This is a genomic window from Paenibacillus sp. FSL L8-0644, assembly GCF_038008165.1.
GTDB lineage: Bacteria > Bacillota > Bacilli > Paenibacillales > Paenibacillaceae > Paenibacillus > Paenibacillus polymyxa_D.
The window spans coordinates 412,501-438,608 of sequence record NZ_JBBOYN010000001.1 but is presented as its reverse complement, the minus strand read 5'-3'; the positions used below and the strand labels follow the sequence as shown (position 1 = coordinate 438,608).

Here is a 26,108-nt window from a genome sequence, read left to right as displayed (position 1 = left end):
GTAAATCCCTCCTTGTCATTGTCCTTATCCTTGAACTTCAGTTAACCCAATCGTTGTCTGGCATCCGTGGCGCGTTTGAGCGCCTGGCCAATAAAGTTAATCGCCAGCATTAACACCAAAATAAGCAGTGAGGCAGGTAACCACATCCACCAGCTATTCTGCAAAACATCCGGGTCATTGGCATAACTCACCAGTGTACCCAAGCTTGGCGTAGATTCCGGTAAGCCAAAGCCGAGATAAGAAAGCCCGGTCTCAATCCCGATATTCCCCGCGAGACTGAGGGTCAGATTGACGATCACGACCGAGCTAAGATTGGGCAGCACGCCAAACCAGATGATTTTCCAATTGGGTGTGCCAAGGGTTTTGGAAGCCTGCACATAATCCAGTTCGCGCTCCGACAACACCTTCGCCCGGATCAGGCGTGCTTTTCCAATCCATAAAAAGGCAGTCATGATAAAAATAAAGGACCCTATGCCGCTTTTGGGCACAATGCTGACAAATACGATAACCAGCATCAAGAATGGAAGCACCAGGATAAAATCAATGATTCGCATGATGATGTTATCGACCATTCCCCCATAAAAACCAGCCAGTAAACCTAATGTTAAGCCAATAGCGGCGGATAACAATGTAATCGTAAAGCCAATAGTGAAGGAATTGCGGGCTCCAATGACCAGTTGGCCGAAAATATCTCTGCCCGCTCGATCTGTCCCCAGCCAATGCACTGAGCCTGGAGCTTCACGAATCGCGCCCAAATCGACCGTCGTGACTACATCCTGATTTACAAACAGGACAGAGGCATATATAAAGATCAAGAACAGAATCACAAAGCCAATGGAAACCAAGGCCATTTTGTCACGCACCAGCTCACGACGCAGTACAGACCAACTGGATGGTGATTTATGAATGATTTCCGGCGTGAAGACCTCCTCCACCTGTATAGACACCATAATCCCTCCCTTTCTCTAGACTTGTTCGCTATTCAATTCGAATGCGGGGATCGACCTTGCTCAGGATGACATCAGATAAAAGGGTCCCTAATAGTGCCAAGAAGCCAGAAATCATGACCAGCGCGTTCACGACTGAAAAGTCCCGTTGAGTGATGGACTGAAGAAATAATTGGCCCAACCCCGGATAACCGAAAATAGATTCAAGAAAAATGTTGCCTGCAATGACTCCCGTCAGGTCATAGCCCAAAAAGGCAGCAATCGGCAATAGAGAGTTTTTGAAAATATGGCGGGAATAAATTTTACCTTCGGGCACCCCTTTGGAACGCGCTGTTTTCACAAAATCCTTCAGTCTTGTGTCAATGACCTCATTGCGCAAATACTGAATCGTAGCCGTTGTACTGAGCAATGCGCCTGTAACCGCCGGTAAAATGAGATGATACGACTTGTTCACGTAATATGACCATGCCCCCGGCTCCACACCTACATCCACACTGCCGCTGGTTGGAAACCAGCCGAGCCTGAAGCCGAATACATACAGCAGCAGCAACGCGAGTATAAATAGAGGTGTCGCAAAGCTGAGATAGGTATAGCCCACTACAGTTTTGTCCAGCAGACTATGCTGATAACGACCGCTGAGTACGCCGAGCGGGATGGCGATCAGATACGTCAGAACCAGAATGACTACGCCCAGAAAGAACGTGTTCCCCAGACGGCTGCCAATCAGATCGGTAACGCTAATTTTATGTACATAAGATTTGCCCAGATCCCCGTGAGCAAGCTGGACGAGCCAGTTCCCATACTGCATCCACACCGGGTCATTCAGTCCCAGTCTTTGTCGCTGCTCTTCCAGTGCGGCCTGATTCAGATTGGGTGTCGAAGTAATAAGTCCTGTCAGGGCATCCCCCGGCATAGCCTTAGCCAGGAAAAATATAAGCACGCTCAGTGCAAAAAGTTGAGGGATCATAACCAGTAGCCGACGCAGTGTAAATTTCCACATTTCTGTACCCCCCTTATGGTAGTGCGACTTGATGGGATGGACTTACTGATTTTAGTGCAAACGGTTTTCCACTCGCGTCTAGATGTTTGGGTAGCTCTGTTTTGTAGGAGGATAAAAGCATTCGCCTTTTTTGAGCATTTTCCAGCCGTTTTGTAGGATCAATATTGGGAATGGTTGCAATGAGGCGCTGGGTATACAGATGCTGTGGACGCTCATAAATATCTTGCTCGCTCCCCTGCTCCACTAGACGGCCCCGATACATAATACCGATTTGGTCGCACATATGGCGGATAATACCTAAATCATGGCTGATGAACAAATACGTCAAATTAAATTCCTGCTGCACATCCTTCATAAAATTAAGCACCTGTGCCTGCACGGAAACGTCCAGTGCTGACACTGGCTCATCAGCAATGATCAGCTTGGGGTTTAATGTCAGCGCACGCGCGATCCCGATCCGCTGTCGTTGCCCCCCGGAAAATTCATGCGGATATTTATAGGCTGCATCGGCGTTCAAGCCGACCTTTTCCAGCAACGTCTGTACTTTTCTCCGTTCTTCCTCACTACTCAGCCTTTCAAAATTTCGCAGCGGTTCAGCAATGACATCCAATACGCGCTTACGCGGGTTAAGCGAAGAGTATGGGTCCTGAAAAATCATCTGAATATCTCTACGCAATGGATGACGATTGTTACTACTTAGAGCTGCAAGGTCCTTTCCTTTAAACAAAATCCGTCCGCTCGTCAGCTTATTTAGACCGATGATCGTCCTGCCTGTCGTCGTTTTCCCACAGCCAGATTCCCCCACCAGCCCGTAGGTCTGGCCTGCCTCAATGCTGATCGACACGCCATCCACTGCTTTCACCTGATCGATAACACGCTGGAAGAAACCACCTCGCACCGGATAGTGCACCCTCAAATCATTTAACTCCAGTAGTGCCATGAGCAGCCTCCCCCTTTGCCTCGTCTTCAAAATGAAAATGCTGATAACATGTACAACGGACCCAATGTCCAGGGGAAATTTCATTTAATTGGGGATGGTCTTCATGCACCCTCTGCTGAATCCAGGGAATACGTGGAGCAAAGCGGCAGCTATTGCGGGGGATATCTTGTAATGAGGGAACAATGCCGCCGATGACATGCAGTGATTCCCCCTTGGTATGCGATCCCGGCATGGAAGCAAGCAAAGAACGCGTATACGGATGCTGTGGATGCCTGAATAATTCAAAAACATCAGCGCTCTCCACGATTTCTCCGGCATACATGACCACCACGCGGTCGGCTACTTCTGCCACAACACCAAGATCGTGCGTAATCAGGATAATACCGCTCCCAGTCTCCTGTTGAAGCTGTTTGAGCAAGTCGAGAATTTGCGATTGGATCGTTACATCGAGCGCAGTCGTCGGCTCATCTGCAATAATAAGAGAAGGTCGGCAAGCTATGGCAATCGCGATCATCACACGCTGCCGCATCCCTCCTGACAGTTCATGCGGATACTGATCATACACACGCACTGGATTCGGTATATCTACACTTTCCAGCAGCTCAAGCACACGTTCCCTTTTTTGCTTCGTAGATAGTGACGTATGATAATCGAGATTTTCCTCAATCTGCTTGCCAATGCTCATCAACGGGTTGAGTGCTGTCAACGGGTCCTGAAAGATCATGCCAATTCCCGCTCCGCGGATTTTATTCATTTGCCCTGAGGAAAGACGGTTCAAGTCCGTTCCTTTAAAAAAGACCTCCCCCTCTACACGCGTGCGTTCCATGTCATGCAGTTGCGGGATCGAAAGCGCTAACGCGCTTTTGCCACAGCCGGATTCTCCGACTACAGCCAGTACTTCATTGGGGTTGACCGTCAGATCCAGATGGTCGACTGCGGGGTGATATTGATCCTGGATGCGAAAAGATACGGATAATCCTTTAATTTCCAACACGGGTTCGGTATTCAATGCGCGCTTCCTCCATTCTCCATGGTCTTGTCCCGCTTATTCTCACCATGTTTGATGTTTAAAACCTCTCATGAACATTACATACCGTTTTTGTCGGAATAATTTGAATACATCCTATCACCAGTATATGGATATATCAATTAAGATTATGCTATCAACATCATTTAAAAAATCAATGATCCAGCAATAGTGCGGCCTTTCTGGCACAAAATGTAATGAAATAACCAACCACAGGTTAATTTTCATCACAAAAAAAGTCGCCTGATCCCTCAGCAGGGATCAAACGACTAACTAACCCAAGCTCACATTGAGCTCCTGACAATATAATTTACGAAGCCGCTCCATAGGAGCCAGACTTGAATGTTCTAGGATCGTACCATTTGTAGCCTGCTGCCGGAGCAGACCAAGGCTCAGGCTGTGGTTCCGTGGACGCCGCAGGCTCTTCGAATGGCAGAAGCTTCGTTGGTTGATCCAGAGTCAAACCTGCCACATCAGACAATTTCGTGTAGTCCTGCTTCCATGCAAGCCATTGAACCGTTTGCACCAGGAAGGTTGAATCATCCACTTCTTTGAAGCCATCATATGTCTTCTTCGACTGTCCGTTTTCCTCACGCACATATTTCGGTGTAGCATCTTCTACAGGGGAAGAATCACCGATGAATGCCGCCTTGCCTTGGCCTACCTTGGAGATAGCGGCATAAGGTCCTTCCGCACGGCCCCCGCCGTTATAAACCCCCTGATCTACCGCATTCCCCCATTTTTTCGTGCCTGAAGGGATATAAGCAATGCCTTTAGCCTTGGTAGGATCAATAATAGCCAGCGTAGATCCTGCATGCATGGCAATCGAGCGCACACCCTTGGTAATACCGAAAGATTGATCTGCGGCTACAATGTCGGTAGCATTCACATCACCGAGCGCATTGTAACGGAAACGAACGCCAAAGTTGGCCGCCAGCCAATCGGAGCTTGTTAATCCTTGCATTGCCGGTGATGCAGCCTCTTCTGCAGTCATGCCTTTGGCCGGATTAGTATAGGCTCCACGACGGTAGCCATTCATAACCTCGGAGGAATCCCAACGGTTTTTGTTACGATCTGCATTATAATGATCGGAGATGAAGAAGACGCTCCCTCCGTTATTCACGTATTGCAGCAGGGCAGCCTGCTCGGATGCCTTAAAGGCAACATTCGCTTCACCAATAATGAACACATCATATTGGCGCAGCTTGTCATAGGTTATGGCCTGCTCTCCATAAGTAAAAGGAATGGGACGATTTAATGGGTCTACCGTAAAGCCTACATTACGCAGTCCATTGGCAAAGTCGGAGAAGGCGCCTTCAATGACCCAATCTGCTGCACCAGCGGTCTGTGCGTGCGTATTATCGAACAGCACCTTTTTGCCTTTTCCATCCGGCAATGTAGTACCGGGTTGACCCGGGTTGCCAGGTTCAGGTTCACCAGGTTCACCTGGTTCCCCCGGCTCGCTTCCGCTCACCAGTTCAACAGCGCTTGGGCTTTTCACTCCACCAAAATTATTGTAGGCGCCAAGTGTACCCGTCACACGAATTTTGCTGCCGATCAGCTCAGGATGGCCTGACAGTCCAAATTGCCCTCTGTACGCGGATGTCAGCTGTACATCCAATAGATTAGAAGTGCTACGTTCATTAGCCTGGTCAGCAATCAGTACGTTAAAATCATTCGCAAACGGAGAAGAAAAGTTAGCCGTTTTCGATCCGGTAGCATGTCCGACGATATAACCTTCTACCGTCACCGTACCTCCACTGCTTTGGCCCTGAAGTGCTTCGGCTACTGTCAATGCTCCCTCTGCCTTGACCTGACCGAACGGAACGAAGATCCCGATCAGCAGTGATGCGATCGCTGCTAGATGCAGCATCCCTTTTAAGCGTGAACCTGTGAACCGCAAGCCTTTTACCATACGTCAATATCCCTCCTATGATTTCCATAAATGTACTTGTCCTCTATCAGATTAGCCGCCAATCTTCTAATTCCTTCCTGATTTCATCCATAATTATGTAAACTTTAATCTTTTTTATTGGAAATGCACCTGTTTATGTAAAAATTAAACCCTGTGATTGACACCGAGCACGTCATACATTACGCTAAGAAAGACATGTAGAACGGTATACGCGAATGAAGATGACGGGAGAGTCTGTCCAGGGGGCTTACACTCTGGCGGCACCGAAGGAGCAAGACGCCAGCACCCGGCTGGCGGATAATCTCTCAGGTCCATGTATCGTCATCTGACGCAACTCTGGAGAGAGCGCAAGCCACCCAAGGGGTAAGGCGGTAAGAACACCGCACGAAACTCTCAGGTAACGAGGACAGAGATAAGGGAAACTTCCTTATCCTGTCCTTTTTTGTGCTCACATTGTGCGTCAGCATTAGGAACCGTCATAACCGCGCAAAGACGCGGAAATACCATATAGTATGGTATTAGAACATACAGGGGGCCACACCATGCGTTTCAAAGATGTATTTTCTATTATCGGCCCGGCCATGACCGGACCTTCCAGTTCACACACCGCAGGCGCGGTGCGACTCGCACGCGTTGCCCGGCACTGGCTCGGGGCGCAGCCTGACCGTGCCCGTATGACACTGTACGGCTCCTTTGCCGATACGTATAAAGGACACGGTACGGATCTGGCGCTCATCGCAGGACTGCTTAATTACGATACGGACGATCACCGGATTCCAGATGCCGAGCAATGGGCCGAGCAAGCCGGGATGACCGTGGAATTCGCCGTCAGTGGACTCCCCGCTCCTCATCCGAACACCGTCCGTTTCGAGTTGTGGAAGGGCGAGGATCAGCGCACACTGCTGGGCTCCTCCATCGGCGGCGGCAGCATCCATGTCCAGCAATTGAACGAATTCCGGGTCAATCTGACCGGGGAGCTGCCTACGCTGGTGCTTCTCCACTCGGATAAGCCCGGTACATTGGGCGCAATAACTTCAGCGCTGGGCGCGGCCCACATTAACATTGCCTATATGCACGTAGATCGCAAAGGCCGGGATGGTGAAGCACTCACCGCCATTGAAACGGACAGTTCTGCTCCAGCTGAACTGATTGCGGAACTGCGTTCTTTACCTCATATGTATGAAATTAAGATGATTAATTTGAAAAAAGGAGCTGAATCCGATGCGGTTTAGCCATCTGCATGAGATCAGCGCTTTATGCGCTGAAGAATCCACCACGATTGGCCGCTTGATGATTCAAGAGCAGGTACAAGAAACGAATACAACGGAGGAAGAAATCTTTCGCCAAATGTCTGATTATTATGAAATCATGAAGGAAGCCGTTCATCGCGGTCAGACACAAGACACCGTATCCCGCAGTGGATTGACGGGCGGCGACGGCAAGCGCCTGGCCGAGTATCTGCGGTCAGGGGAGACCTGCTCCGGTGATGCCTCTGCGCTCGCCATGGCTTATGCCCTCTCCGTGTCGGAGGTTAATGCATCCATGGGTCGCATTGTCGCCACTCCTACCGCAGGCTCATGTGGGGTTATCCCTGGTGTGTTCATCAGTGCGCAGGAACGGTTCGGCTGGGATGATGAGCATATGGTGAACGGCCTATTCGCCGCTGGAGCCATTGGCTACGTGATCGCCAACAACTCCTTCATTTCTGGCGCGGAGGGAGGCTGTCAGGCTGAGATTGGCTCAGCTATCGGGATGGCCGCTGGCGCTATGGTCGAGCTGCGCGGTGGTACGCCTGAGCAGGCTGTTCACGCCGTGGGCCTCGCTCTTAAGAACACGCTCGGCCTGATTTGCGACCCCGTCGCCGGACTCGTGGAGATTCCGTGCATCGTGCGCAACGGGCTGGGAGCCGTGACTGCGCTTGCCGCAGCGGACATGGCTTTGGCGGGTGTGCGCAGCGCTATTCCGTCTGACGAAGTCATTGACGTGATGCTTGAAGTCGGCAGCGCGATGCCGTCGAAGCACCGCGAGACCGCCAAAGGCGGCTTGGCTCAGACGCCGACTGGCAAGCGTTTGACCGAATCACTTACACGCAACGCATCAATCAAGAAGAATAAGTCGTAATTTCTAAGCTTTAAACCAATTACTTTTCCTCTATAAAACAAGGCGACTACCTCTCCCCTACATTGTCCTAGGGAAAGAGAATTCGCCCTTATAAAGAAAAGAGCAAGCATATCGTCGCTGGACGTATGCTTGCTCTTTTTCTTTTTAGTCGGGTTACAGATTACTGAACGGTTACCTGTATCTTCGTCATTTTACCTGCATATTTCACAGTAATTACTGCTTTGCCCTTGCCCTGTGCCTTAATGTTACCGTCTTTGACGGTCGCCACAATAATTCTGGACGAGGACCAGACAGCCGGTTTGGAAACATCCTTCTCCGACTCATCCTTATACGTGGCTGTAGCCGTAACCTTAGCCAGCTGTCCTGCCTTCAAATTCAAGGCGACTTCGTCTGTTTGCAAATATTTAAGCGTATCAACATCTACAGGTACGCTGATTATCTTCCCGCCGAACTTCGCCTGAATGTTAGCTTTACCGTAGCTGACCGCGGTAACCTGACCCTTTTTAACAGTGGCTACCTTATAATTGGACGTTTTCCATTCAGCTTGGGTTGTAACATCCTTTTCTTTACCATCGCTTGATTTAACCACAATCGCGATGGTTTTTTGATCTCCAGATTTGAGCGATAGCGCGATTGCATCCGCTTCAATCTTTTGCGCTACGTCCACTTCTACCGTAAACGTAATGTTTTGCTTGCCATATGAAGCAGTCACAGTTGCCTTACCACTACCATTCGCTTTGATCAAACCTTCGCTAACTTCAACCACTTTTACATTGCTAGTTGTCCAGGTGGCATCCTTGGTTACATCTGTTTTTGTACCACCACTCTTAACTCCTGTTACTTTCAGCTGCTTCGTTTCCTGAGCACCAAGCGCAATTACACGCGAGTCTGTTTCCAGACGGTCTACAAGGCCCACTTGTACGTTAATTGTTAGTTTTTTGCCATTATAGGTCGCTGTAATAACCGCTTTACCAGCAGATTTACCCGTAATCGTTCCTTTGGACACAGAGGCAATATCTTCCGCGCTTGAAGCCCATTCTGCATCCTGTGTTACATCTTCCTTACGCCCATCCGCATAAGTAGCCGTCAAAGTTGCAGTATAGTCCTCATTAATATCAATCGTTGCCGTTTTGGAGGACAGAGACAGATCCCCGGGTACATTTACGGATACCGTAGCTGTAACTGTCTTGCCGCCATAAGAAGCGGTGATGGTAGCCTCACCTGTTTTATAACCTGTGACTTCCCCCGCGCTGACAAAAGCGATATCTTCATTGCTGGACTTCCACTCTGCCTTACTTGTGATATCTTCTTCCGTACCTGTTACGTACGTTGCGGTCAGCTTGAGCTTTTTGGATTCCTTGGCATTCAAGCTCAGCTTGTCCTCGCTCAAATCCAGAAATCTAGAGGTTTCGACATCTGTCTTGATCGAAACGGTCTTATCTCCATACTTAGCGGTCACCGTTGCCGAACCCGCACCGATGGCCATAATCGTTCCTTTATTCACCGTTGCAATTTTTTCATCGCTTGATGCCCAAGCAGCTTTATCTGTGATATCCGTTACCGTCCCATCCGGATAAACGGCAGAAACTTGTATTTTTTTAGATTCATCCAGACGGAGAAAAATATTGGATTCGCTGGCTTTCAGCTTATTCGTTTGATCGACATCCACCGAAATCGTAGCGGACATCGTACCATATTTACCTGTAATTGTCGCCTTTCCTGCGCTGTAACCGGTAATGGTGCCTTTCAGTACATCCGCCACAGCTGCATTGCTGGAGCTCCACTCAGCGGACTCTGTCACGTCCTGTACCGATCCATCCGGGAACGTCGCTGAAAGTTTAACCTTCTCAGTATCCTTCAGCAAAAGAGAAACCTCTGATGAACTGACATCAAGACGTTTAACTTGCTCTACCTGTACAGCAATGGTTACGGTCTGCTGACCATATACGGCCTTAATATTGGCTGTACCTGCTCCCTGAGCGGTAACCAAACCGTTAACTACAGTTGCAATCTTTTGATTATCCGAGGTCCAAGTAGCATCACCCGAAACCTGAGCTGTTGTATTATCACTGTATGTCGCTGTCAAATCAACCTGTCCTGTACCGCTTGAACGCAAGTTCAGGCTTTGTACACTAGATGTCAGCGCCTTAACCTTTTTCGTTACATGTACCTGAACCGATTGTACCTTATCTTTATAGGTCGCAACCACGGTGGCTTCCCCTTCAGCCTTGGCCGAAACTGTACCATTATACACAGTAGCAATAGCTGTGTTATCACTTTTCCAATCCGTGCTTACGGTTACATTTGAGGTTGTCCCATCACTAAAAACAGCCGTAGCCGTCAATGCAGCTGTATCCCCCTGTTGCAAAGTTACCTCGTTAGACGAAAGGACAATCTTGGAAAGCACTGCTTCTGCTGCAGATGCAAACCCTGCATATGATGTAAAACTTGAAATCAGGATGACCAACGCCAGAAAACCGGACCATCTATTCTTCAAAATCTAATTCCCTCCCATTTCAAAACTTAAATTAAGGATTTCGCAAAATCCTTATACCTACGTTTTATGTCGTCATATGGAAAAGAATAGTTTAGGCTTCAAGGGAAATTTGGTCCTTATTAACTAGATCATTTCTGATAAAGATTTAGACATTACAATTTGTGTATCTTCAGAGCCATAGTGAAGAGTTTTCACAACAGATCCACAATCCCGCATTTATAAACAGCTATAAGCTGCCGCGCGAACTCTCAAATGATGGTACTCTTCCATATTGGGATCGAGCTGATGCATATATACGACGGAGAATTGTTCGCTCGGATCTATAGAAACCCAGGTGCCTGCCATTCCCGTCCAGCCAAATTCTCCAATCGAGCTGTTTGCATGCCCAGCCGCTTTATCCATTAACGTGCGCACACCAAGTCCATAGCCATAACCTGTATGGTATGAATTGGTGAAATCCGATAGTTGAGCTGTATTCAGATGATTGGTGCGCATTAAATCAATGGTTTTTCTCCCCAATAAGTTCACACCGTTTACCGTGCCGCCATTTGACATCATTTGTGAAAATGTGAGGTAATCTTTGACTGTCGAATATAAACCTGCGCCTCCGCCTTCATATATAGCATCTGGCTGATGATATTCATCCAGGAAACCCTCCATTTTTTCAAGTTTTCCGGCGTCTGTCCGTTGATACATGGAGGCCATCCGCGATTCAATATCTCCACGATAACGGTAACCTGTATTGTTCATTCCAAGTGGATCAAAGATTTCATCCTTTAAAAATTGTCCTACTGATTTACCTGAAATCACTTCAATAAGACCTGCAACAAAATCATGTCCATATCCGTATAACCAGCGTGTTCCCGGCTCAAACGCAAGTGGAACTTCAGAAAGCGCTTCAATTTCTGTGCGTAGGTCATATTTCCCCTGCTTTTCCTTTAATCCTGCAATGGCCTTCTGCATAGCTTTTCCTGTTTCTGAAGACTCGGAAGCGTAAGGAAGACCCATACTCATATTGAATATATGCTTGATTAAAATGGGATTCTCTGCCTTATCCACGTAGGTGTATCCGTTAGGAGCGGTTTTGAATACATGCGCATTACGATATTCGGGAAAATATTTATACAAGGGTTCATTCAACAAAAATTGCCCACGTTCGTACAGCATAAGTGCAGCCGTACAGACAACAACCTTTGTCATGGAAAACAAGCGATACACTGTATCCTCAGTGATTGGCTTTCCCGCTTCCAGATCAGCATATCCATGATACCCTTCATACAACACTTCACCATTCTGGGCAATGGCACAACCGCAACCTGCCGGCCCATTTGCTATAAATTGTTGCAATAGCTGATCTACCTTGTCAAAACGAGACATATTCATCCCTCCTATTTTTCCTTCAAAAGAAACAAGCTTCCCCTCGCGCTCTAATTCCTATTCCAACAAGTTCAGCGTGATTTCTTGTAAGCGCTTATTCCCTCGCATTTATTTTAACGGTAAACTTGGTAAATACATAGATTATTTATCATAATCAGATGGCCTTACATTAACAGCTCAGCCACCGTTTCCTTCCAGCGATGGATCACCGATTCCGGTTCCTTGAGACGAACCGTGACACCTGTCAAAATATCCGCATATTGGGCCGAATCCTCTCTGGCTGCAAAAACATGAGCCGCAAATCGCTCACGTACATGCTTGGCTCCGGGCAAAGCAGGCAGATGTTCCAGTGACAACCGCACATAATGCGCCTTCCCCCCGGTAAACACCGCAAGCGTCGCCTTCCCAGTGCGGATCATGTTGCTCGTCGTGGTCGTACCCGGCCATAGGGCCAGACGCAGATTCCCCTCGTCCAGCGCTACAACCTCGCCCACACTAATCATCGCTATGTGCGGCCACTGATCTTCCGTGACCGTCAGCAGCATCATGGCTTCATGCTGCTTGTTCTCCAATGTCTTGCCGTCCAGTAGCGTGAACAGTTCCTTACCGATCCTTGGTGTCTGCATGAAGTATAATCCCCTTTACTTTTGGCCTATAACTTCAAAGTACCATAATTTACGGCTACTTACGAACGACCCTATATCCGCTCTGGAATAGGAGGAACATGAGCAGCATTCGGAATATCTTTGGGGTTTACCTTGAACGCCGATTTATACTTTGCTGGATCCGTAATGCTATCCGGTTCTGAGGTTCGCCATGTGAACAGGCATACAGGGCACAACAAAACCTCCCAGGCATCTTTAACCGGCGAATGGGAAACAACTTCTGAACGATTGGACTCACAACGGGGACAAATATGCATCTGTCAGCACTCCTTTAATCTTTCTTTGTTTTTAAAAATATTTAGCGAAGCATTTGGCTCAACTTTTTCTCCCATTCCGCTACACCCAGCGGGGAATCGAGCGGCTGCGAGTAATGGCCTCTAATATCCGGTGCTACAGGTGTCGTCGCATCCAGTATCATTTTGTGCGTCATGCCTGCCGGATCAGAGCCGGGGTCAAGCGGTAAAATAGACAAGCCAGGAACAATGACAGCATCATGCTTTGGATGAAGCTTGGTGGATAAAGCCCACATGACTTGCGGCAGATTGAACGGATCGACCCCCTCGTCCACCACAATCACCAGCTTGCAATACCCCAATCCATGCGGAGTCGTTAACGCACGCATTCCCACAGCCTTCGCAAAGCCGCCATACCGGGTTTTCGTGGAAATAATAGCGACCAGCCCATGCGTATACATAGCATTAACGGCTACGATTTCATTAGGAAAAGCATCCTTAAGCTGCTGAAACAACGGTACACTTGTATTCACACCGATCATATAATCCGTTTCCGTCCAAGGCATCCCGATGTACAGATGCTCAAAGATAGGCTGTTTGCGGTGATATACACGATTAATCTGGATGACTGGCATCGCGCGACCGCCGGAATAGTGACCTGTGAATTCACCGAATGGACCTTCATACTCACGTTCACCTGCCAACACTTCGCCCTCCAAAATGACCTCGGCTCCCCAAGGCAGATCCAGATCTGCGTCCTTCGCTTTGACCACACGATAAGGCTCACCCTGAATGGCCCCAGCCATCTCATATTCGGATTGATCGTACAGCAGCGGTGTAGAAGCAGCCGTTGTAATAACAGGCTCACATCCGAGGGCAATAGCCACCTTCAGATTTTCGCCGCGTTCCTCAGCCTGACGGATATGGATCGCAATATCATGCTGTGGTACAGGCTGGATGCCCAAACGGTTCTTTCCTTTCACCTGCATCCGGTACAAGCCGACATTTTGCTTACCGTAGGTGTCCGGGTCATCCAGATCGCGTGAAACTAAAATCGCTTTGTCCAGATAAAATCCTCCGTCCCCCTGGTTCAAACGAAACAACGGCAAAATATCAAACAAATTAATATCCTCTGTAATCTCGACTTCATGAAAAGGAGCCGTTTCTTCCCGCTTCACGGGCACCGGAAATTGTTCATAGCGTCTGGCGAACTCAAAAAACTGCTCCTTGAGCGGCGTATTTTTTGGCATTCCCATCATAAGGGCATGATTGGGCCAGGAGCCCATCACATTCATTGCAATACGAGCATCCGTATATCCATAGATATTGTTGAAAAAGAGAGCAGGTGTCTTATCTCCAAGATTGCTTAATGCTTTGTTAGCTGCCGCCAGGTCTGGCTCCGGCTTTACCTCGTCGCTGATCGTGAGTAGTTGTCCCTCCTTTTCCAAGGTGTTTAGAAAATCGCGAAAGTCTTTATAAGCCATCATTCATTCTCCTTCGTCTTTCGATTTCTCAATTCTGGTGCAGTCTGGAGTCAGTTTGCTTCATTCCATCCCATCGTTTGGCTGCGGTTGTGACGATACCGAACTGATCTAATACGCGAAAAACAATATGATCTACCAATTCCTCGATACTTGCAGGATGATTATAAAAGGCAGGCATCGGCGGCAGGATCATCACGCCTATACGTGACAGCTCCAGCATATTTTCCAGATGGATACTGCTTAATGGTGTTTCCCTGGTCATGAGCAGTAGCTTCTTTCGCTCCTTCAGCATCACATCCGCTGATCGGGTGAGCAGGTTGTCCGCCATACCGATACGAATAGAGGCAAGAGTCTTCATGCTGCAAGGGGCGACGACCATACCGTCTACCCGAAAGGAGCCGCTGGAAATACGCGCAGCCTGATCCTTATACGAGTAGACTGCATCCGCCATTGCCTCCACTTCCTTCACCGTATAGCCTGTCTCATAGGGAATGTTCGCAATAGCCCACGGGGATAGTACCAGATGGCTTTGAACTCCAGCCTCTCGTAATTGTTGCAATATACGGATACCAAAGATCGACCCTGTCGCTCCCGATATTCCTACAATCATTTTTTTCATATGTCCCCTCCTTCCACTCCATCGTTTTATGTTCACCCATGCATTACTGTCAAAATTATACGCCTGTTCCCTGCACACGAAAAATATATATAATATATGGAATACATACTTTAAAAGTATCCAAATTGAAGCGTTGTTTAGAAATAAGGAGGAATCCCAATGGATATGAAGCATCTGTATTACTTTTGTGTCATCGTGGAGGATGGGCAAATCACCAAGGCTGCCAGAACGCTCAACATGGCCCAGCCTCCACTGAGTCAACAACTCAAAAATATGGAGGACGAGCTTGGCGTAAAGCTGATTTACCGTGAAGGAAAGAAGTGGGAAGTTACCGAGGCCGGGTATACACTGTATACACGCGCCAAACGATTATTGGCTGAAATGGAGGACACCTGTAGAGAAATTGGGGAGTTTGAAAACAAAGTAACCGGCACACTTGCTATAGGCACGTCATCCGCCTGTATGTCTCTGATTACTGAACAACTCAGCCGCTTTCATCAGGATTATCCAGAGGTATACATTAAAATAGGACACGGAGACACACATCATCTGGAAGAGCTGCTGCACCAAAATAAAGTGGATCTGGCCCTGTTGCTGCTTCCGGTAGATGACAAATCGTACCATTCAATTGAGTTGGAGGGCGTTTCCTTTGTTGCCGTACTTCCGTCTGAATGGGCAGATCGTCATCCCAGTGGGGAAATTACGTTACAAGAAGCTGCCAACTATGACCTCTTGCTGGGACGCCGAACAGAGGGACACGGACTATACGAAACCGTCATACGCAAATTTCAGGAACACCATCTTGTTCCGCGCGTCGTATTGGACTGTCCTGAAATATCGACCATTCTCTCGCTCGTTTCCACAGGCATGGGAATTACCATCATTCCAGACGCTGGCTTGGGACAAGAATACGGGGACAGATTTCGCACACTCTCCATTAAGGAGCCGTTCCCCTTCACACGGCCTGCCGTCGTATGGCGCAAGGATCGTTATTTATCCAATGCAGCTCGCAAATTGGTTGAACTGCTACAAGCTGAAAACACAAAAAAGACTGTTCCCGAGTAGATGCTCTACCGCTCTACTCCTGAAACAGTCTGATGCTGGATAAACTTCCTTCATTCGGTCGTTGATATCGCCTTACTTGACTCCCTGATGTCGATACTCGGTTGGAGTCATTCCACATTTGCGCCGGAATACCTGTGTAAAATGCCGCATATCCTGATAGCCGATCCGCTCTGAAATATCAGCCAGCCGCAAATGAGGATCACTGAGCAACCGCTTCGCCTCCTCCATACGCAAGGAAATGACGTAATCCTTATAGCCTTGTCCCGTCTTTTGCTTAAATAACTGGCTAAAATACACCGGATTTAAAAATACAATTGAGGCCACTTTTTCAAGTGACAGCTCCTCTGTAAAGTGAGCCCGAATGTATTGCAACGCCACATCTACCGTATGCATGCCTTTGCGGAGACATTCTCCTGTATCCGTTGCTGCGGCTGCAATCTCCTCTGGCGTACGTCTTAGCCGCGCCACCTCTTCAGGTATGGAAGCAAAATTGTGATGAACACCCGAACGTGTAATTTGTAGGGGCACCTTCACATAACGCTTCAAATGGGATTCGAGCAACGTCTCTAGCCGTGCGGCCTCTGCCTCACTCCTTAGCCTTGCAATGCCCAGCAGACTATGGCGGTCTAGACTAACGACAAAGCCGCTGCCCCCTGCCTCAACGAGTTCGGACAGTACATTTTCAATCATAAAATGCTCCAGATGTGTCTGCTTGTGATCAGGTTCCATGCGAACCATGAAGAGATGGAATTCCGGATAATTTTCGACAAAAGGCTGTATATCCAGCTTACCAGTATCCAATCCAAGGGCATAGCGCTGGAAAACGGCCTCACGCAAATAAACCATATTGGATTTGAGAAGCCTACCCTCGTTCGCCTGCTGCGAGGCTACAAGCGCCTCGGCTGCCAACATTTCAATGCATTCCAGCAGCTTTCTTTTACCAATCGGCTTTAACAGGTAGTCTTTGGCACCCAGCTTTACTGCTCTTTGTGCATAATGGAAGTCGGAATGGGCCGAAATGACAACCCACTGCAGATGAGGATGCTTTCGCTTAGAAATACGCATGAATTCCAGACCATCCATGCCAGGCATCAGAATATCAGTTAATACAATATCTACAGGATGCTCCGCCAGAATGCCTGCTGCTTCCTCGGTGGAAGCAGCGAGATGAATGCCGCAGGTGGGTAGAGCTTGGCCAATGGTACGCCGAATCCCCTGCCGTATCATACTTTCATCGTCAGCTATCAGAATATTCATGTTTCTCCTCCTTCTGTGGCAGAGGCACACTTACAGTGGCTGTTGTTCCGGCCCCAGGTGCGCTAGAGATCCGTAGGCCGTACTCTTCTCCGAACATGTGCCGTAGCCGTAAATTTAGGTTTTGCAGGCCGATGCCTCCCGCCTGCCCGCTGCCCGCCTGTTTGCCGGGTTCTGCCAAAGCGACCTGGACCACCTCCCATCGTTCGTACTCCATCCCTGCACCGTTGTCGATGATGTGCAGGCTCAATACACCCTCATATTCCTCCGCTCTGACGAGCAGCTTGCCACCTGTATTCGCATGAAGAGGCTCCAGTCCGTGCTTCACCGCATTTTCAATTAAGGGCTGTAAGGTCATTTTTGGCAAGCGGATATCCATCCATCGTTCATTAATGCTAATGTCTACAGATACCCTGCCCTCCAGCCGAGCTTGAATAATGGTGAGATAGTGGCCAACCTGCTCCACTTCTTCACGAAGGCTTACATCAGCCCCCTCTTCCCAATGGCTACTGTAACGGAACATATGGGATAAGGACAGGATCACCTCTCCGAGCTGATCCTGTCCCTCTTCGTCCAGCATCCAATAGATCATATCCAGCGTATTATACAGAAAATGTGGATTGACCTGCGTCTGTAGCGCGTGTAGCTCCGCATTTTTTTCACTGACCGATGATATACGCACCAGCTCGATTAGCTCTGCAATTCGTCTTACCATATGGTTAAAGGAAGTAGCTAACTGATTGATTTCTTCATAGGATTTGGTGTTTACCGTATGGCGGAAATTCCCTGTCTCTACTCGCTTCATCTCCCGAATGACTCGCTTGAGCGGAAGGGAAATGCTTCTGGAGACGATGGACGCAATTAACGCCGACACAATAATAAGTATAGGTACCACGATAAATAGGTACCTTTGATTTTGCACCAGCTCCACGTTCAGATCCTCACTAGGTGTCACACTAATCACAGACCAATCGGCAAACGGCAACTTGGAAGCGATTACAACATTCTCATTACTTCGATTTACAATAACTTCCCCCTCTGGCACCTGCTGCTCTAGATTTCGCAAATCCGGTGGCGGATCAGGGGAAGTGGCCGACACAATTCGATTTTCATGACCCAGCAGATATACCTGACTATTGGTACCTAACCGCAAATTGTGGAGAGCCGACAAAACAGAACCCGGCTCAGCCTCAAACAGGACAATACCAATCGGCTTGTGCTCATCCAAATCATAGAGCTGCCGTCCAAACGCAAACACGGGTCTGGTTTCCACCTGATCAATGACAGAGTGAGGATACACGCCCAGCCATGCAATTTTTCCCGCCGACTTTCGAATTTCCTTATACCATTCCGTCTGTTCGTAATGAGTATCAATGACATTCATATAATTGCCATAGTTATATACCTTGCCTGTGTCTGTGATGACATGGATGCCAATCAGATCTTCACGCGAATAATAGATAGCCCCCAGAATATTCGTAATCGTACGTTCGTTGATGTAATTGACAGCAGGTAAATCACTATTATCCGTCGTCAACAGACGAACCAAATCCATATTGTTGCTGATTGATTTGGAGAGACTATTATAGCTGCCGAGCAGCAATTCGAACAGTCCTGCCGTCTGGGATACATTTTTACGCGCCAGCTCGCTGACCTTATCATGGAACTGTACTGTAGTACGGTTGTAAAATAATAGACTGACCGCCAGCACAATGCCCGACATGCTTAATAGGAAGAGAACAAACAAGCGGTATTGAATGGATTGAAAACGGCGCATCATACCTCTCTGCGCTCCTTTCGCATCGGCCGCCTATCCTTTAACCGCTCCCGCAACCATACCCTTGGTGATATTTTCGGACAGAACAAAATAAATAATAATGACCGGTAAGGCACCCATGACTAGAAAAGCACCAATATTACCGTAGTTCACAGAATACTGGCTGACGAACGTATATACGCCGAAAGGGAGAGTTTTGAGCTTCTCGGACGAGATAAAGGTGGCAGCCATAATGTATTCATTCCAGATATTAATGAAAGTTAAAATACATACCGTCATGGTAGGCGGAATCGAGATGGGTAAGATTACACTGCGGAAAATACGATAAATGCTCGCTCCGTCAATGTAAGCGGACTCTTCAATTTCGTGGGGAATGGACCGCATAAAGCCGGATAGGATGAAGACCGCAATCGGTGTCTGAAAAGCAATGTAGGGTAAAATCAGTGAGAAATACGTATTCAGAATATGGACATTTTTAAACATCACCATCAGCGGCAGCAGTGTAGCTTGCATCGGGATCATCATCCCGATCAGAAACATGGTCAGCACAACAGCCCCGAAGCGCCAACGAAAACGTGTAATCGCATAAGCAGTCATCGAGCTTAATAAAATGACGAAAAGCATCGTAACCCCGGTTACCAGCACACTGTTTCCTAAATAACGCAAGTAGCTCCCTGATTCATAGGCTTCCTGATAGTTGTGCCACTGAGGCACTTGAGGGAGTGCAAAGAAGCTTGAGCTCAATATCTCTTCATTTGTCTTCAACGAATAGGTCAGAAGCCAAAAGAGTGGATACAGCTGCGTGACCATTAAGATTGCCAATAAGGAAAAGACTCCCGTTTTTTTCAAGGCATTCAACAGTTCCATCTCCTTTAGCTTACCTTATTTTCGATTCGTTTGAAAACAAAATTTATCACAATTGTAAATGACAAGCAAATCACTACGAGAATTGAAGCCAATGCACTGCCATATCCGTATTTCATCGATAAAAAGGACATATTGTACATATACGTAGATACTGTATCCGTCGCATGGGCTGGTCCTCCCCCCGTCATCACCCAAATCAAATCAAACGATTGCAGGGAGCCGATAAATGCTAATACAATTGATATCTTGAAAATAGGTACAATGAGCGGCAGCGTAATATAGCGGTCTGCTTTGAATCCTTCAGCTCCATCAATTTTGGCTGCTTCGTATAGCTCATTCGGTATATTTTGTACCCCGGTAAACTGGATAAGCAAATGATAGCCAAAATACTGCCATAACGATACAAAATAGAGGGCGTACATCGCGATCTGCGGTTCCGTCAGCCATGAGCGTGTCCAGCTTTCCAGCCCAATCGCCAGCAAAATACCGTTCAGCATTCCACCCATCGAGGCTGGATTATAGATCGTCTTCCACAGCTGCCCGATAATGACCACCGACAGAATAACCGGCAGAAAATACATCGTTACCAGCGTATTGGCCTTACGCACATAGCGATTAAGCAAGATCGCCAGCAGCAGACAAAACGGAATTTCCAGCATGGAAAACACAGCGAACATCATAGTCCGTTTCACGGATGGCCAGAACACTGAATCTGATGTGAAAATCCGCTCAAAATTAGCCAGCCCCACAAACTTTGCCTTGGCGATTCCGTTCCAATCCAGCAATCCGCAATATACCGACACCAAAATTGGAACAAATACCATACAGGTATACAACAACAGGCAGGGTAGCACGAAAACGGCAATGGTACGTGCTGGCACCTTCAGTACATTCATGCTCTAATCTCCTTTATGTTGATTCTGAACATCTTCTGAGGATGTACAACCTACATGATTTCCAATCAGGGAAGAAGCATTCCGCCCCCTCCCTAGTGCCTGCTACTTCGGGATTTTGCAAAATTCCATTCCAGTCACTCCAAAGTGCAATATCTAGATGAACTAGGCCATTTCGATCTATATACTGTTCATCGGAAGTCGCTTACTGGATTTTTGTAAAATCCTCACTTATTTATTCGCTTCAAAAGTGTTTTGATGTTCCTTAGCAACTTGTGCGGAGTCTTCTTTTTGTACGAACAGGTTTTGAATGCTACTCAGATGCGCCTGCGCAATAGCCGGATTCATCGTATTATCAAAGGCGAGATCGCCCCCTTTTACATTCTTGAACAGCTCATTAAGACTAATTGCTAACTCGGAGTAGCCCGCTTCCTTCAGATCACCTTTCATTTTCTGACCGCTGCCAATCGCATTTTTCAGATCAAACTGAATTTTGGGCATCTCCTTAACAAAATAATGCAGAAAATCCTTCGTCTCCTGTAAATGTTCACTGTTCGCAGATACCGCAAATGCGCTGCCCGGCGCAATTACATACTCATTCACATCACCCTTGCCATTCACCGTAGGGAATTGAAACGCTCCTACCTTACCCGCTACCGAAGAAGCATCAATTGACCCCGTTTCCCATGTACCCATGATATACATCGCGGCTTTTCCTGTTTTAAAAATATTACCACCTGCATTGTAGTCAATAGACGTAGCTCCATCCGGGAAAGCTCCTGCCTGCACCAATTCCTGAAATGCATCCACCGCTTCCACAAAAGCCGGGTCGTTAAACGTCTTCTTACCGTCCAATACATCATTGAGAAAATTCGGTCCTTCATTCGTACGCAACAAAATGTTCATAAAAAGGAGGGACCCCGTCCATGAATCCTTTTCCCCAATGGCAATCGGAGTAATTCCCTTCGCCTTCAGCGTTTTGACCGTCGTAATCAGCTCGTCAAAGGTGGTCGGCAACTTCTGGATTCCCGCCTGCTTGAACAGTTCCTTATTGTAAAACACCACTTCTATATTGTTGCCGTCCGGAAAAGCGTAGAGCTTATCGTCGAAGCTATAGTAATTAAGAAGTCCATTCTGGAACGTATCTTTTAACCCCTCTTTATCAGCCACATCGTTTAATGGAGCTAGCAGCCCGGCATCTACGAATGGCTTCATCTGTGCAGCAGGGTTTACAATCGTGATATCAGGCACTTCCTTCGCCGCTGCCTGTGTTTTCAGCTTAAGCTTTTGTTGATCTGTATTTAGCGAATCCAATTCAATTTTGACATGAGGATGATCCTGCTCGTATTGACCTACAATTTGCTTAATCATTTTGTACGAAGGGGTGCTCGGATCAGGATTGATGTTCTGAAAGGTAATCGTAACATCTTTCGTTGCGGTGCCTTTGCTCGGTTCTCCTGAATTTCCCGGACTTGCGCTTTGTCCGTTATTACAAGCTGCCAGCGTCAATGCCAAGGCGCTCGCCATCATAATAGCAAACGCTTTCATTTTTGTTCTGCTCATGGTCTTTTTCCTCCTCTTGTTGAAGCATTGCGCAATTTGCCCTCCTTATTGGTGGACACTCAATGCCCGCTTGTTCTTTTCATTATGTTCCATAGAAAAGACGTGAACAATGCGTGAACTTAAGGAGAAGGGTTTGTTTTTTCAAGCCCTCATTTGCGTGCTTCAAAATTCATTCATATCATAACTTGCAATTTATCTAGAACACAGGCATAATATGAATAAGATTGTTTTTTTGATAATGATTATCATTATTAAATGATAAATACACATAGACTTTAAAGGAGGCAGGACCACAGTGAAAGAAACTTTTAGTAAAACCTCCCTGCATATTGATGATTATTTGGACCTTCTCAATCTTGCCGTACAAGTCGGAGATACCAAGTGGCAAAAAGAAATTACCCGTAAACTTCAAGCCTTGAGTGTCCTTCAGACAGAACAGGTTGAAATAGATTAACTGCCCCAGTTAATACTGTCCTCAGTTAAAAATGCTGACTAGGCACCACTATATAAAGGACAACCAAGATACCATAAAACTTTTGACCGAATCCATAATGGTGATCTTTCAGGTGAATGATAAATAAATCGGTTATAGGAAAAAGAGCACAGCCTTAACGGGCTGTGCTCTTTTTATCGTGCTTGGCGACGTCCTACTCTCCCAGGACCCTGCGGTCCAAGTACCATCGGCGCTGGAGGGCTTAACGGTCGTGTTCGGGATGGGTACGTGTGGAACCCCTCCGCTATCGCCACCAAACATGAATTTGCTGTGCAAATTCTTCCGTACGGTTATTCGCTTCACCACTTATCGTGTGAATGAATAGCCATGCGCTTGTTGTATGTCACTTGTACATACGTTCAAGGTTACACCCTGAAAACTGGATCCGAAACTCTTTTGCGTTTTATCTTAGGATAAGCCCTCGACCGATTAGTATTGGTCAGCTCCATGCATTACTGCACTTCCACCCCCAACCTATCTACCTCGTCGTCTTCAAGGGGTCTTACTAATTGGGAAATCTCATCTTGAGGGGGGCTTCACGCTTAGATGCTTTCAGCGCTTATCCCTTCCGTACATAGCTACCCAGCGGTGCTCCTGGCGGAACAACTGGTACACCAGCGGTACGTCCATCCCGGTCCTCTCGTACTAAGGACAGCTCCTCTCAAATTTCCTACGCCCACGACAGATAGGGACCGAACTGTCTCACGACGTTCTGAACCCAGCTCGCGTACCGCTTTAATGGGCGAACAGCCCAACCCTTGGGACCTACTTCAGCCCCAGGATGCGATGAGCCGACATCGAGGTGCCAAACCTCCCCGTCGATGTGGACTCTTGGGGGAGATAAGCCTGTTATCCCCAGGGTAGCTTTTATCCGTTGAGCGATGGCCCTTCCATGCGGTACCACCGGATCACTAAGCCCGACTTTCGTCCCTGCTCGACTTGTAGGTCTCGCAGTCAAGCTCCCTTCTGCCTTTGCACTCTTCGAATGATTTCCAACCATTCTGAGGGAACCTTGGGGCGCCTCCGTTACTCTTTAGGAGGCGACCGCCCCAGTCAAACTGCCCACCTGACACTGTCCTCGCACCGGTTCACGGTACCAAGTTAGAACCTAGATACGATCAGGGTGGTATCCCAAGGATGCCTCCCCTCAAGCTGGCGCTCAAGGCTCAACGGCTCCCACCTATCCTGTACAGATCGTACCCAAATTCAATATCAAGCTGCAGTAAAGCTCCATGGGGTCTTTCCGTCTTGTCGCGGGTAACCTGCATCTTCACAGGTATTAAAATTTCACCGGATCTCTCGTTGAGACAGCGCCCAAGTCGTTACGCCATTCGTGCGGGTCAGAATTTACCTGACAAGGAATTTCGCTACCTTAGGACCGTTATAGTTACGGCCGCCGTTTACTGGGGCTTCGGTTCATAGCTTCGCCCCGAAGGGCTTACCACTCCCCTTAACCTTCCAGCACCGGGCAGGCGTCAGCCCGTATACTTCGCCTTGCGGCTTCGCACAGACCTGTGTTTTTGCTAAACAGTCGCTTGGGCCTTTTCACTGCGGCCCCCTCGGGCTATTCACCCTACCGAGGCACCCCTTCTCCCGAAGTTACGGGGTCATTTTGCCGAGTTCCTTAACGAGAGTTCTTCCGCGCGCCTTAGAATTCTCTTCTCGCCTACCTGTGTCGGTTTGCGGTACGGGCACCTTCTCCTGGCTAGAGGCTTTTCTTGGCAGTCTGAGATCATGACCTTCGCTACTACAATTTTCGCTCCCCATCACAGCCCAGCCTTACGATGTGCGGATTTGCCTACACACCAGCCTCACTGCTTAGACGGACATCCATCCGTCCGCGTCACTACCCTACTGCGTCACCCCATCGCTCATAGCGGATTACGGTGGTACAGGAATTTCGACCTGTTGTCCTTCGACTACGCCTATCGGCCTCGCCTTAGGTCCCGACTTACCCTGAGCGGACGAACCTTCCTCAGGAACCCTTAGGCTTTCGGCGGATCTGATTCTCACAGATCTTTTCGTTACTCATACCGGCATTCTCACTTGAATGCAGTCCAGCGCTCCTTACGGTACACCTTCAACCCGCATTCAACGCTCCCCTACCCCTGATGCAAGCATCAAGCCATAGCTTCGGTGGTGTGTTTAGCCCCGTTACATTTTCGGCGCAGAGTCACTCGACCAGTGAGCTATTACGCACTCTTTCAATGGTGGCTGCTTCTAAGCCAACATCCTGGTTGTCTGTGCAACTCCACATCCTTTCCCACTTAACACACACTTGGGGACCTTAGCTGATGGTCTGGGCTGTTTCCCTTTCGACAATGGATCTTAGCACTCACTGTCTGACTCCCGGAACTAAATCTATGGCATTCGGAGTTTGACTGAGCTTGGTAACCCTTGCGGGCCCCGCACCCAATCAGTGCTCTACCTCCACGATTCTTCTTTCCGAGGCTAGCCCTAAAGCTATTTCGGGGAGAACCAGCTATCTCCGGGTTCGATTGGAATTTCTCCGCTACCCCCACCTCATCCCCGCATTTTTCAACATGCGTGGGTTCGGGCCTCCAGTGCGTGTTACCGCACCTTCACCCTGGACAGGGGTAGATCACCCGGTTTCGGGTCTACGTCCACGTACTCATTCGCCCTATTCAGACTCGCTTTCGCTGCGGCTTCAGCTCTTCACCTTAACCTTGCACGGGAACGTAACTCGCCGGTTCATTCTACAAAAGGCACGCCATCACCCCTATATCGGGCTCTGACTTCTTGTAAGCACACGGTTTCAGGATCTATTTCACTCCCCTTCCGGGGTGCTTTTCACCTTTCCCTCACGGTACTGCTTCACTATCGGTCGCCAGGGAGTATTTAGCCTTGGCAGATGGTCCTGCCGGATTCATACGGGGTTTCACGTGCCCCGCACTACTCGGGATCCGTCTCGAAGGGAACAAGTTTTGAACTACAGGGCTTTTACCTTCTCTGGCGGGCCTTTCCAGACCTCTTCATCTAACCGGTTCCTTTGTAACTCCATGTGAGACGTCCCACAACCCCAAGGAGCAAGCTCCTTGGTTTGGGCTAATCCGCGTTCGCTCGCCGCTACTGACGGAATCACTATTGTTTTCTCTTCCTCAGGGTACTTAGATGTTTCAGTTCCCCTGGTCTGCCTCTATTCTGCCTATGTATTCAGCAGAAAGTGACTGTCGATGAAGACAGCCGGGTTTCCCCATTCGGACATCCCCGGATCAAAGCTTGCTTACAGCTCCCCGAGGCCTTATCGTTGTTCGCCACGTCCTTCGTCGGCTCCTGGCGCCTAGGCATCCTCCGTGTGCTCTTTGTAGCTTAACCTAGACTTTTCTTTCAAAGAAAGAAAATGTCGATGT

20 protein-coding genes, 2 rRNA genes and 1 riboswitch are annotated in these 26,108 nt (G+C 48.1%); of the genes, 4 read left to right on the top strand and 18 right to left on the bottom strand.

All coding sequences use genetic code 11. From position 1 onward, the window contains the following. Positions 1-41: 41 nt before the first annotated feature. The 5 genes from NSS94_RS01955 to NSS94_RS01935 form a co-directional block, all read right to left on the bottom strand. Positions 42-950 carry an ABC transporter permease gene (locus NSS94_RS01955; protein WP_029514668.1) on the bottom strand — a complete coding sequence of 303 codons (909 nt, stop codon included), beginning with the start codon at positions 948-950 and terminating at the stop codon, positions 42-44. Between the two features lie 28 nt (positions 951-978). Further along, a complete protein-coding gene (gene opp4B, locus NSS94_RS01950) occupies positions 979-1,947 on the bottom strand; it encodes an oligopeptide ABC transporter permease (protein ID WP_318627676.1) in 969 nt (322 codons plus the stop codon). A 13-nt stretch (positions 1,948-1,960) separates the two neighbouring features. Continuing rightward, a complete protein-coding gene (locus NSS94_RS01945) occupies positions 1,961-2,887 on the bottom strand; it encodes an ABC transporter ATP-binding protein (RefSeq protein ID WP_209949239.1) in 927 nt (308 codons plus the stop codon). After that, the gene (locus NSS94_RS01940; RefSeq protein ID WP_069010731.1) at positions 2,865-3,896 is read right to left on the bottom strand and encodes an ABC transporter ATP-binding protein; all 1,032 of its coding nucleotides are present in this window, start codon (positions 3,894-3,896) and stop codon (positions 2,865-2,867) included. The genes NSS94_RS01945 and NSS94_RS01940 overlap by 23 nt, the downstream gene beginning before the upstream one ends. Before the next feature lie 328 nt (positions 3,897-4,224). Then, positions 4,225-5,829, bottom strand: coding sequence for a DUF6359 domain-containing protein (locus tag NSS94_RS01935; protein ID WP_341038431.1), 1,605 nt, complete (start codon positions 5,827-5,829; stop codon positions 4,225-4,227). Between the two features lie 215 nt (positions 5,830-6,044). Next, positions 6,045-6,160, top strand: a riboswitch (glycine riboswitch). A gap of 211 nt (positions 6,161-6,371) precedes the next feature. Between NSS94_RS01935 and sdaAB the strand changes: the two genes are divergently transcribed. Further along, positions 6,372-7,061 (top strand): L-serine ammonia-lyase, iron-sulfur-dependent subunit beta, encoded by a 690-nt coding sequence (gene sdaAB, locus NSS94_RS01930; protein ID WP_069010729.1) that lies wholly within the window; start codon positions 6,372-6,374, stop codon positions 7,059-7,061. Next, positions 7,051-7,950, top strand: coding sequence for an L-serine ammonia-lyase, iron-sulfur-dependent, subunit alpha (sdaAA, locus tag NSS94_RS01925; protein ID WP_069010728.1), 900 nt, complete (start codon positions 7,051-7,053; stop codon positions 7,948-7,950). Before sdaAB ends, sdaAA begins: the two co-directional genes overlap by 11 nt. Positions 7,951-8,110: 160 nt before the next feature. Here the strand turns inward: sdaAA and NSS94_RS01920 are convergent, their stop codons facing one another. From NSS94_RS01920 to NSS94_RS01895, 6 genes are all read right to left on the bottom strand, one after another. Beyond that, positions 8,111-10,447 carry an Ig-like domain-containing protein gene (locus NSS94_RS01920; RefSeq protein WP_341038429.1) on the bottom strand — a complete coding sequence of 779 codons (2,337 nt, stop codon included), beginning with the start codon at positions 10,445-10,447 and terminating at the stop codon, positions 8,111-8,113. Between the two features lie 216 nt (positions 10,448-10,663). Then, positions 10,664-11,824: a serine hydrolase domain-containing protein gene (locus NSS94_RS01915; RefSeq protein ID WP_341038428.1), complete on the bottom strand. Its 1,161-nt coding sequence runs from the start codon at positions 11,822-11,824 to the stop codon at positions 10,664-10,666. Between the two features lie 164 nt (positions 11,825-11,988). Further along, positions 11,989-12,450, bottom strand: a complete 462-nt coding sequence (locus tag NSS94_RS01910) for a pyridoxamine 5'-phosphate oxidase family protein (RefSeq protein WP_341038426.1) — start codon at positions 12,448-12,450, stop codon at positions 11,989-11,991. 71 nt (positions 12,451-12,521) lie between these two features. Continuing rightward, a complete protein-coding gene (locus NSS94_RS01905; protein ID WP_039270242.1) occupies positions 12,522-12,746 on the bottom strand; it encodes a non-oxidative hydroxyarylic acid decarboxylases subunit D in 225 nt (74 codons plus the stop codon). Positions 12,747-12,787: 41 nt separating this feature from the next. Continuing rightward, positions 12,788-14,206: a non-oxidative hydroxyarylic acid decarboxylases subunit C gene (locus NSS94_RS01900; RefSeq protein ID WP_029514657.1), complete on the bottom strand. Its 1,419-nt coding sequence runs from the start codon at positions 14,204-14,206 to the stop codon at positions 12,788-12,790. A gap of 28 nt (positions 14,207-14,234) precedes the next feature. Then, entirely contained in the window at positions 14,235-14,825 is a 591-nt protein-coding gene (locus NSS94_RS01895) for a flavin prenyltransferase UbiX (protein WP_209949228.1), read from the bottom strand. 159 nt (positions 14,826-14,984) lie between these two features. On the opposite strand from NSS94_RS01895, the gene NSS94_RS01890 reads away from it, so the two are divergent. Next, complete coding sequence (locus tag NSS94_RS01890) at positions 14,985-15,890, top strand: LysR family transcriptional regulator (protein WP_069010724.1); 906 nt, start codon at positions 14,985-14,987, stop codon at positions 15,888-15,890. 72 nt (positions 15,891-15,962) lie between these two features. On the opposite strand, the gene NSS94_RS01885 is transcribed toward NSS94_RS01890, so the two are convergent. The 5 genes from NSS94_RS01885 to NSS94_RS01865 all read right to left on the bottom strand — a co-directional run bounded on the left by NSS94_RS01885 (position 15,963) and on the right by NSS94_RS01865 (position 22,244). Next, entirely contained in the window at positions 15,963-17,147 is a 1,185-nt protein-coding gene (locus tag NSS94_RS01885; RefSeq protein WP_029514654.1) for a response regulator, read from the bottom strand. Continuing rightward, positions 17,128-18,924, bottom strand: coding sequence for a cache domain-containing sensor histidine kinase (locus NSS94_RS01880; RefSeq protein ID WP_341038423.1), 1,797 nt, complete (start codon positions 18,922-18,924; stop codon positions 17,128-17,130). The genes NSS94_RS01885 and NSS94_RS01880 overlap by 20 nt, the downstream gene beginning before the upstream one ends. Before the next feature lie 30 nt (positions 18,925-18,954). Continuing rightward, positions 18,955-19,788, bottom strand: coding sequence for a carbohydrate ABC transporter permease (locus NSS94_RS01875; RefSeq protein WP_413466309.1), 834 nt, complete (start codon positions 19,786-19,788; stop codon positions 18,955-18,957). Between the two features lie 5 nt (positions 19,789-19,793). Next, a complete protein-coding gene (locus tag NSS94_RS01870; RefSeq protein ID WP_029514651.1) occupies positions 19,794-20,684 on the bottom strand; it encodes a carbohydrate ABC transporter permease in 891 nt (296 codons plus the stop codon). Between the two features lie 228 nt (positions 20,685-20,912). Next, complete coding sequence (locus NSS94_RS01865; RefSeq protein WP_203055953.1) at positions 20,913-22,244, bottom strand: extracellular solute-binding protein; 1,332 nt, start codon at positions 22,242-22,244, stop codon at positions 20,913-20,915. Positions 22,245-22,539: 295 nt separating this feature from the next. On the opposite strand from NSS94_RS01865, the gene NSS94_RS01860 reads away from it, so the two are divergent. Continuing rightward, positions 22,540-22,698, top strand: coding sequence for a hypothetical protein (locus tag NSS94_RS01860; RefSeq protein WP_165147892.1), 159 nt, complete (start codon positions 22,540-22,542; stop codon positions 22,696-22,698). A 180-nt stretch (positions 22,699-22,878) separates the two neighbouring features. On the opposite strand, the gene rrf is transcribed toward NSS94_RS01860, so the two are convergent. Both rrf and NSS94_RS01850 read right to left on the bottom strand, forming a co-directional pair. Continuing rightward, positions 22,879-22,995 (bottom strand): 5S ribosomal RNA (rrf, locus tag NSS94_RS01855). 151 nt (positions 22,996-23,146) lie between these two features. Then, positions 23,147-26,073, bottom strand: a 23S ribosomal RNA gene (locus tag NSS94_RS01850). Between the last annotated feature and the right edge of the window lie 35 nt (positions 26,074-26,108).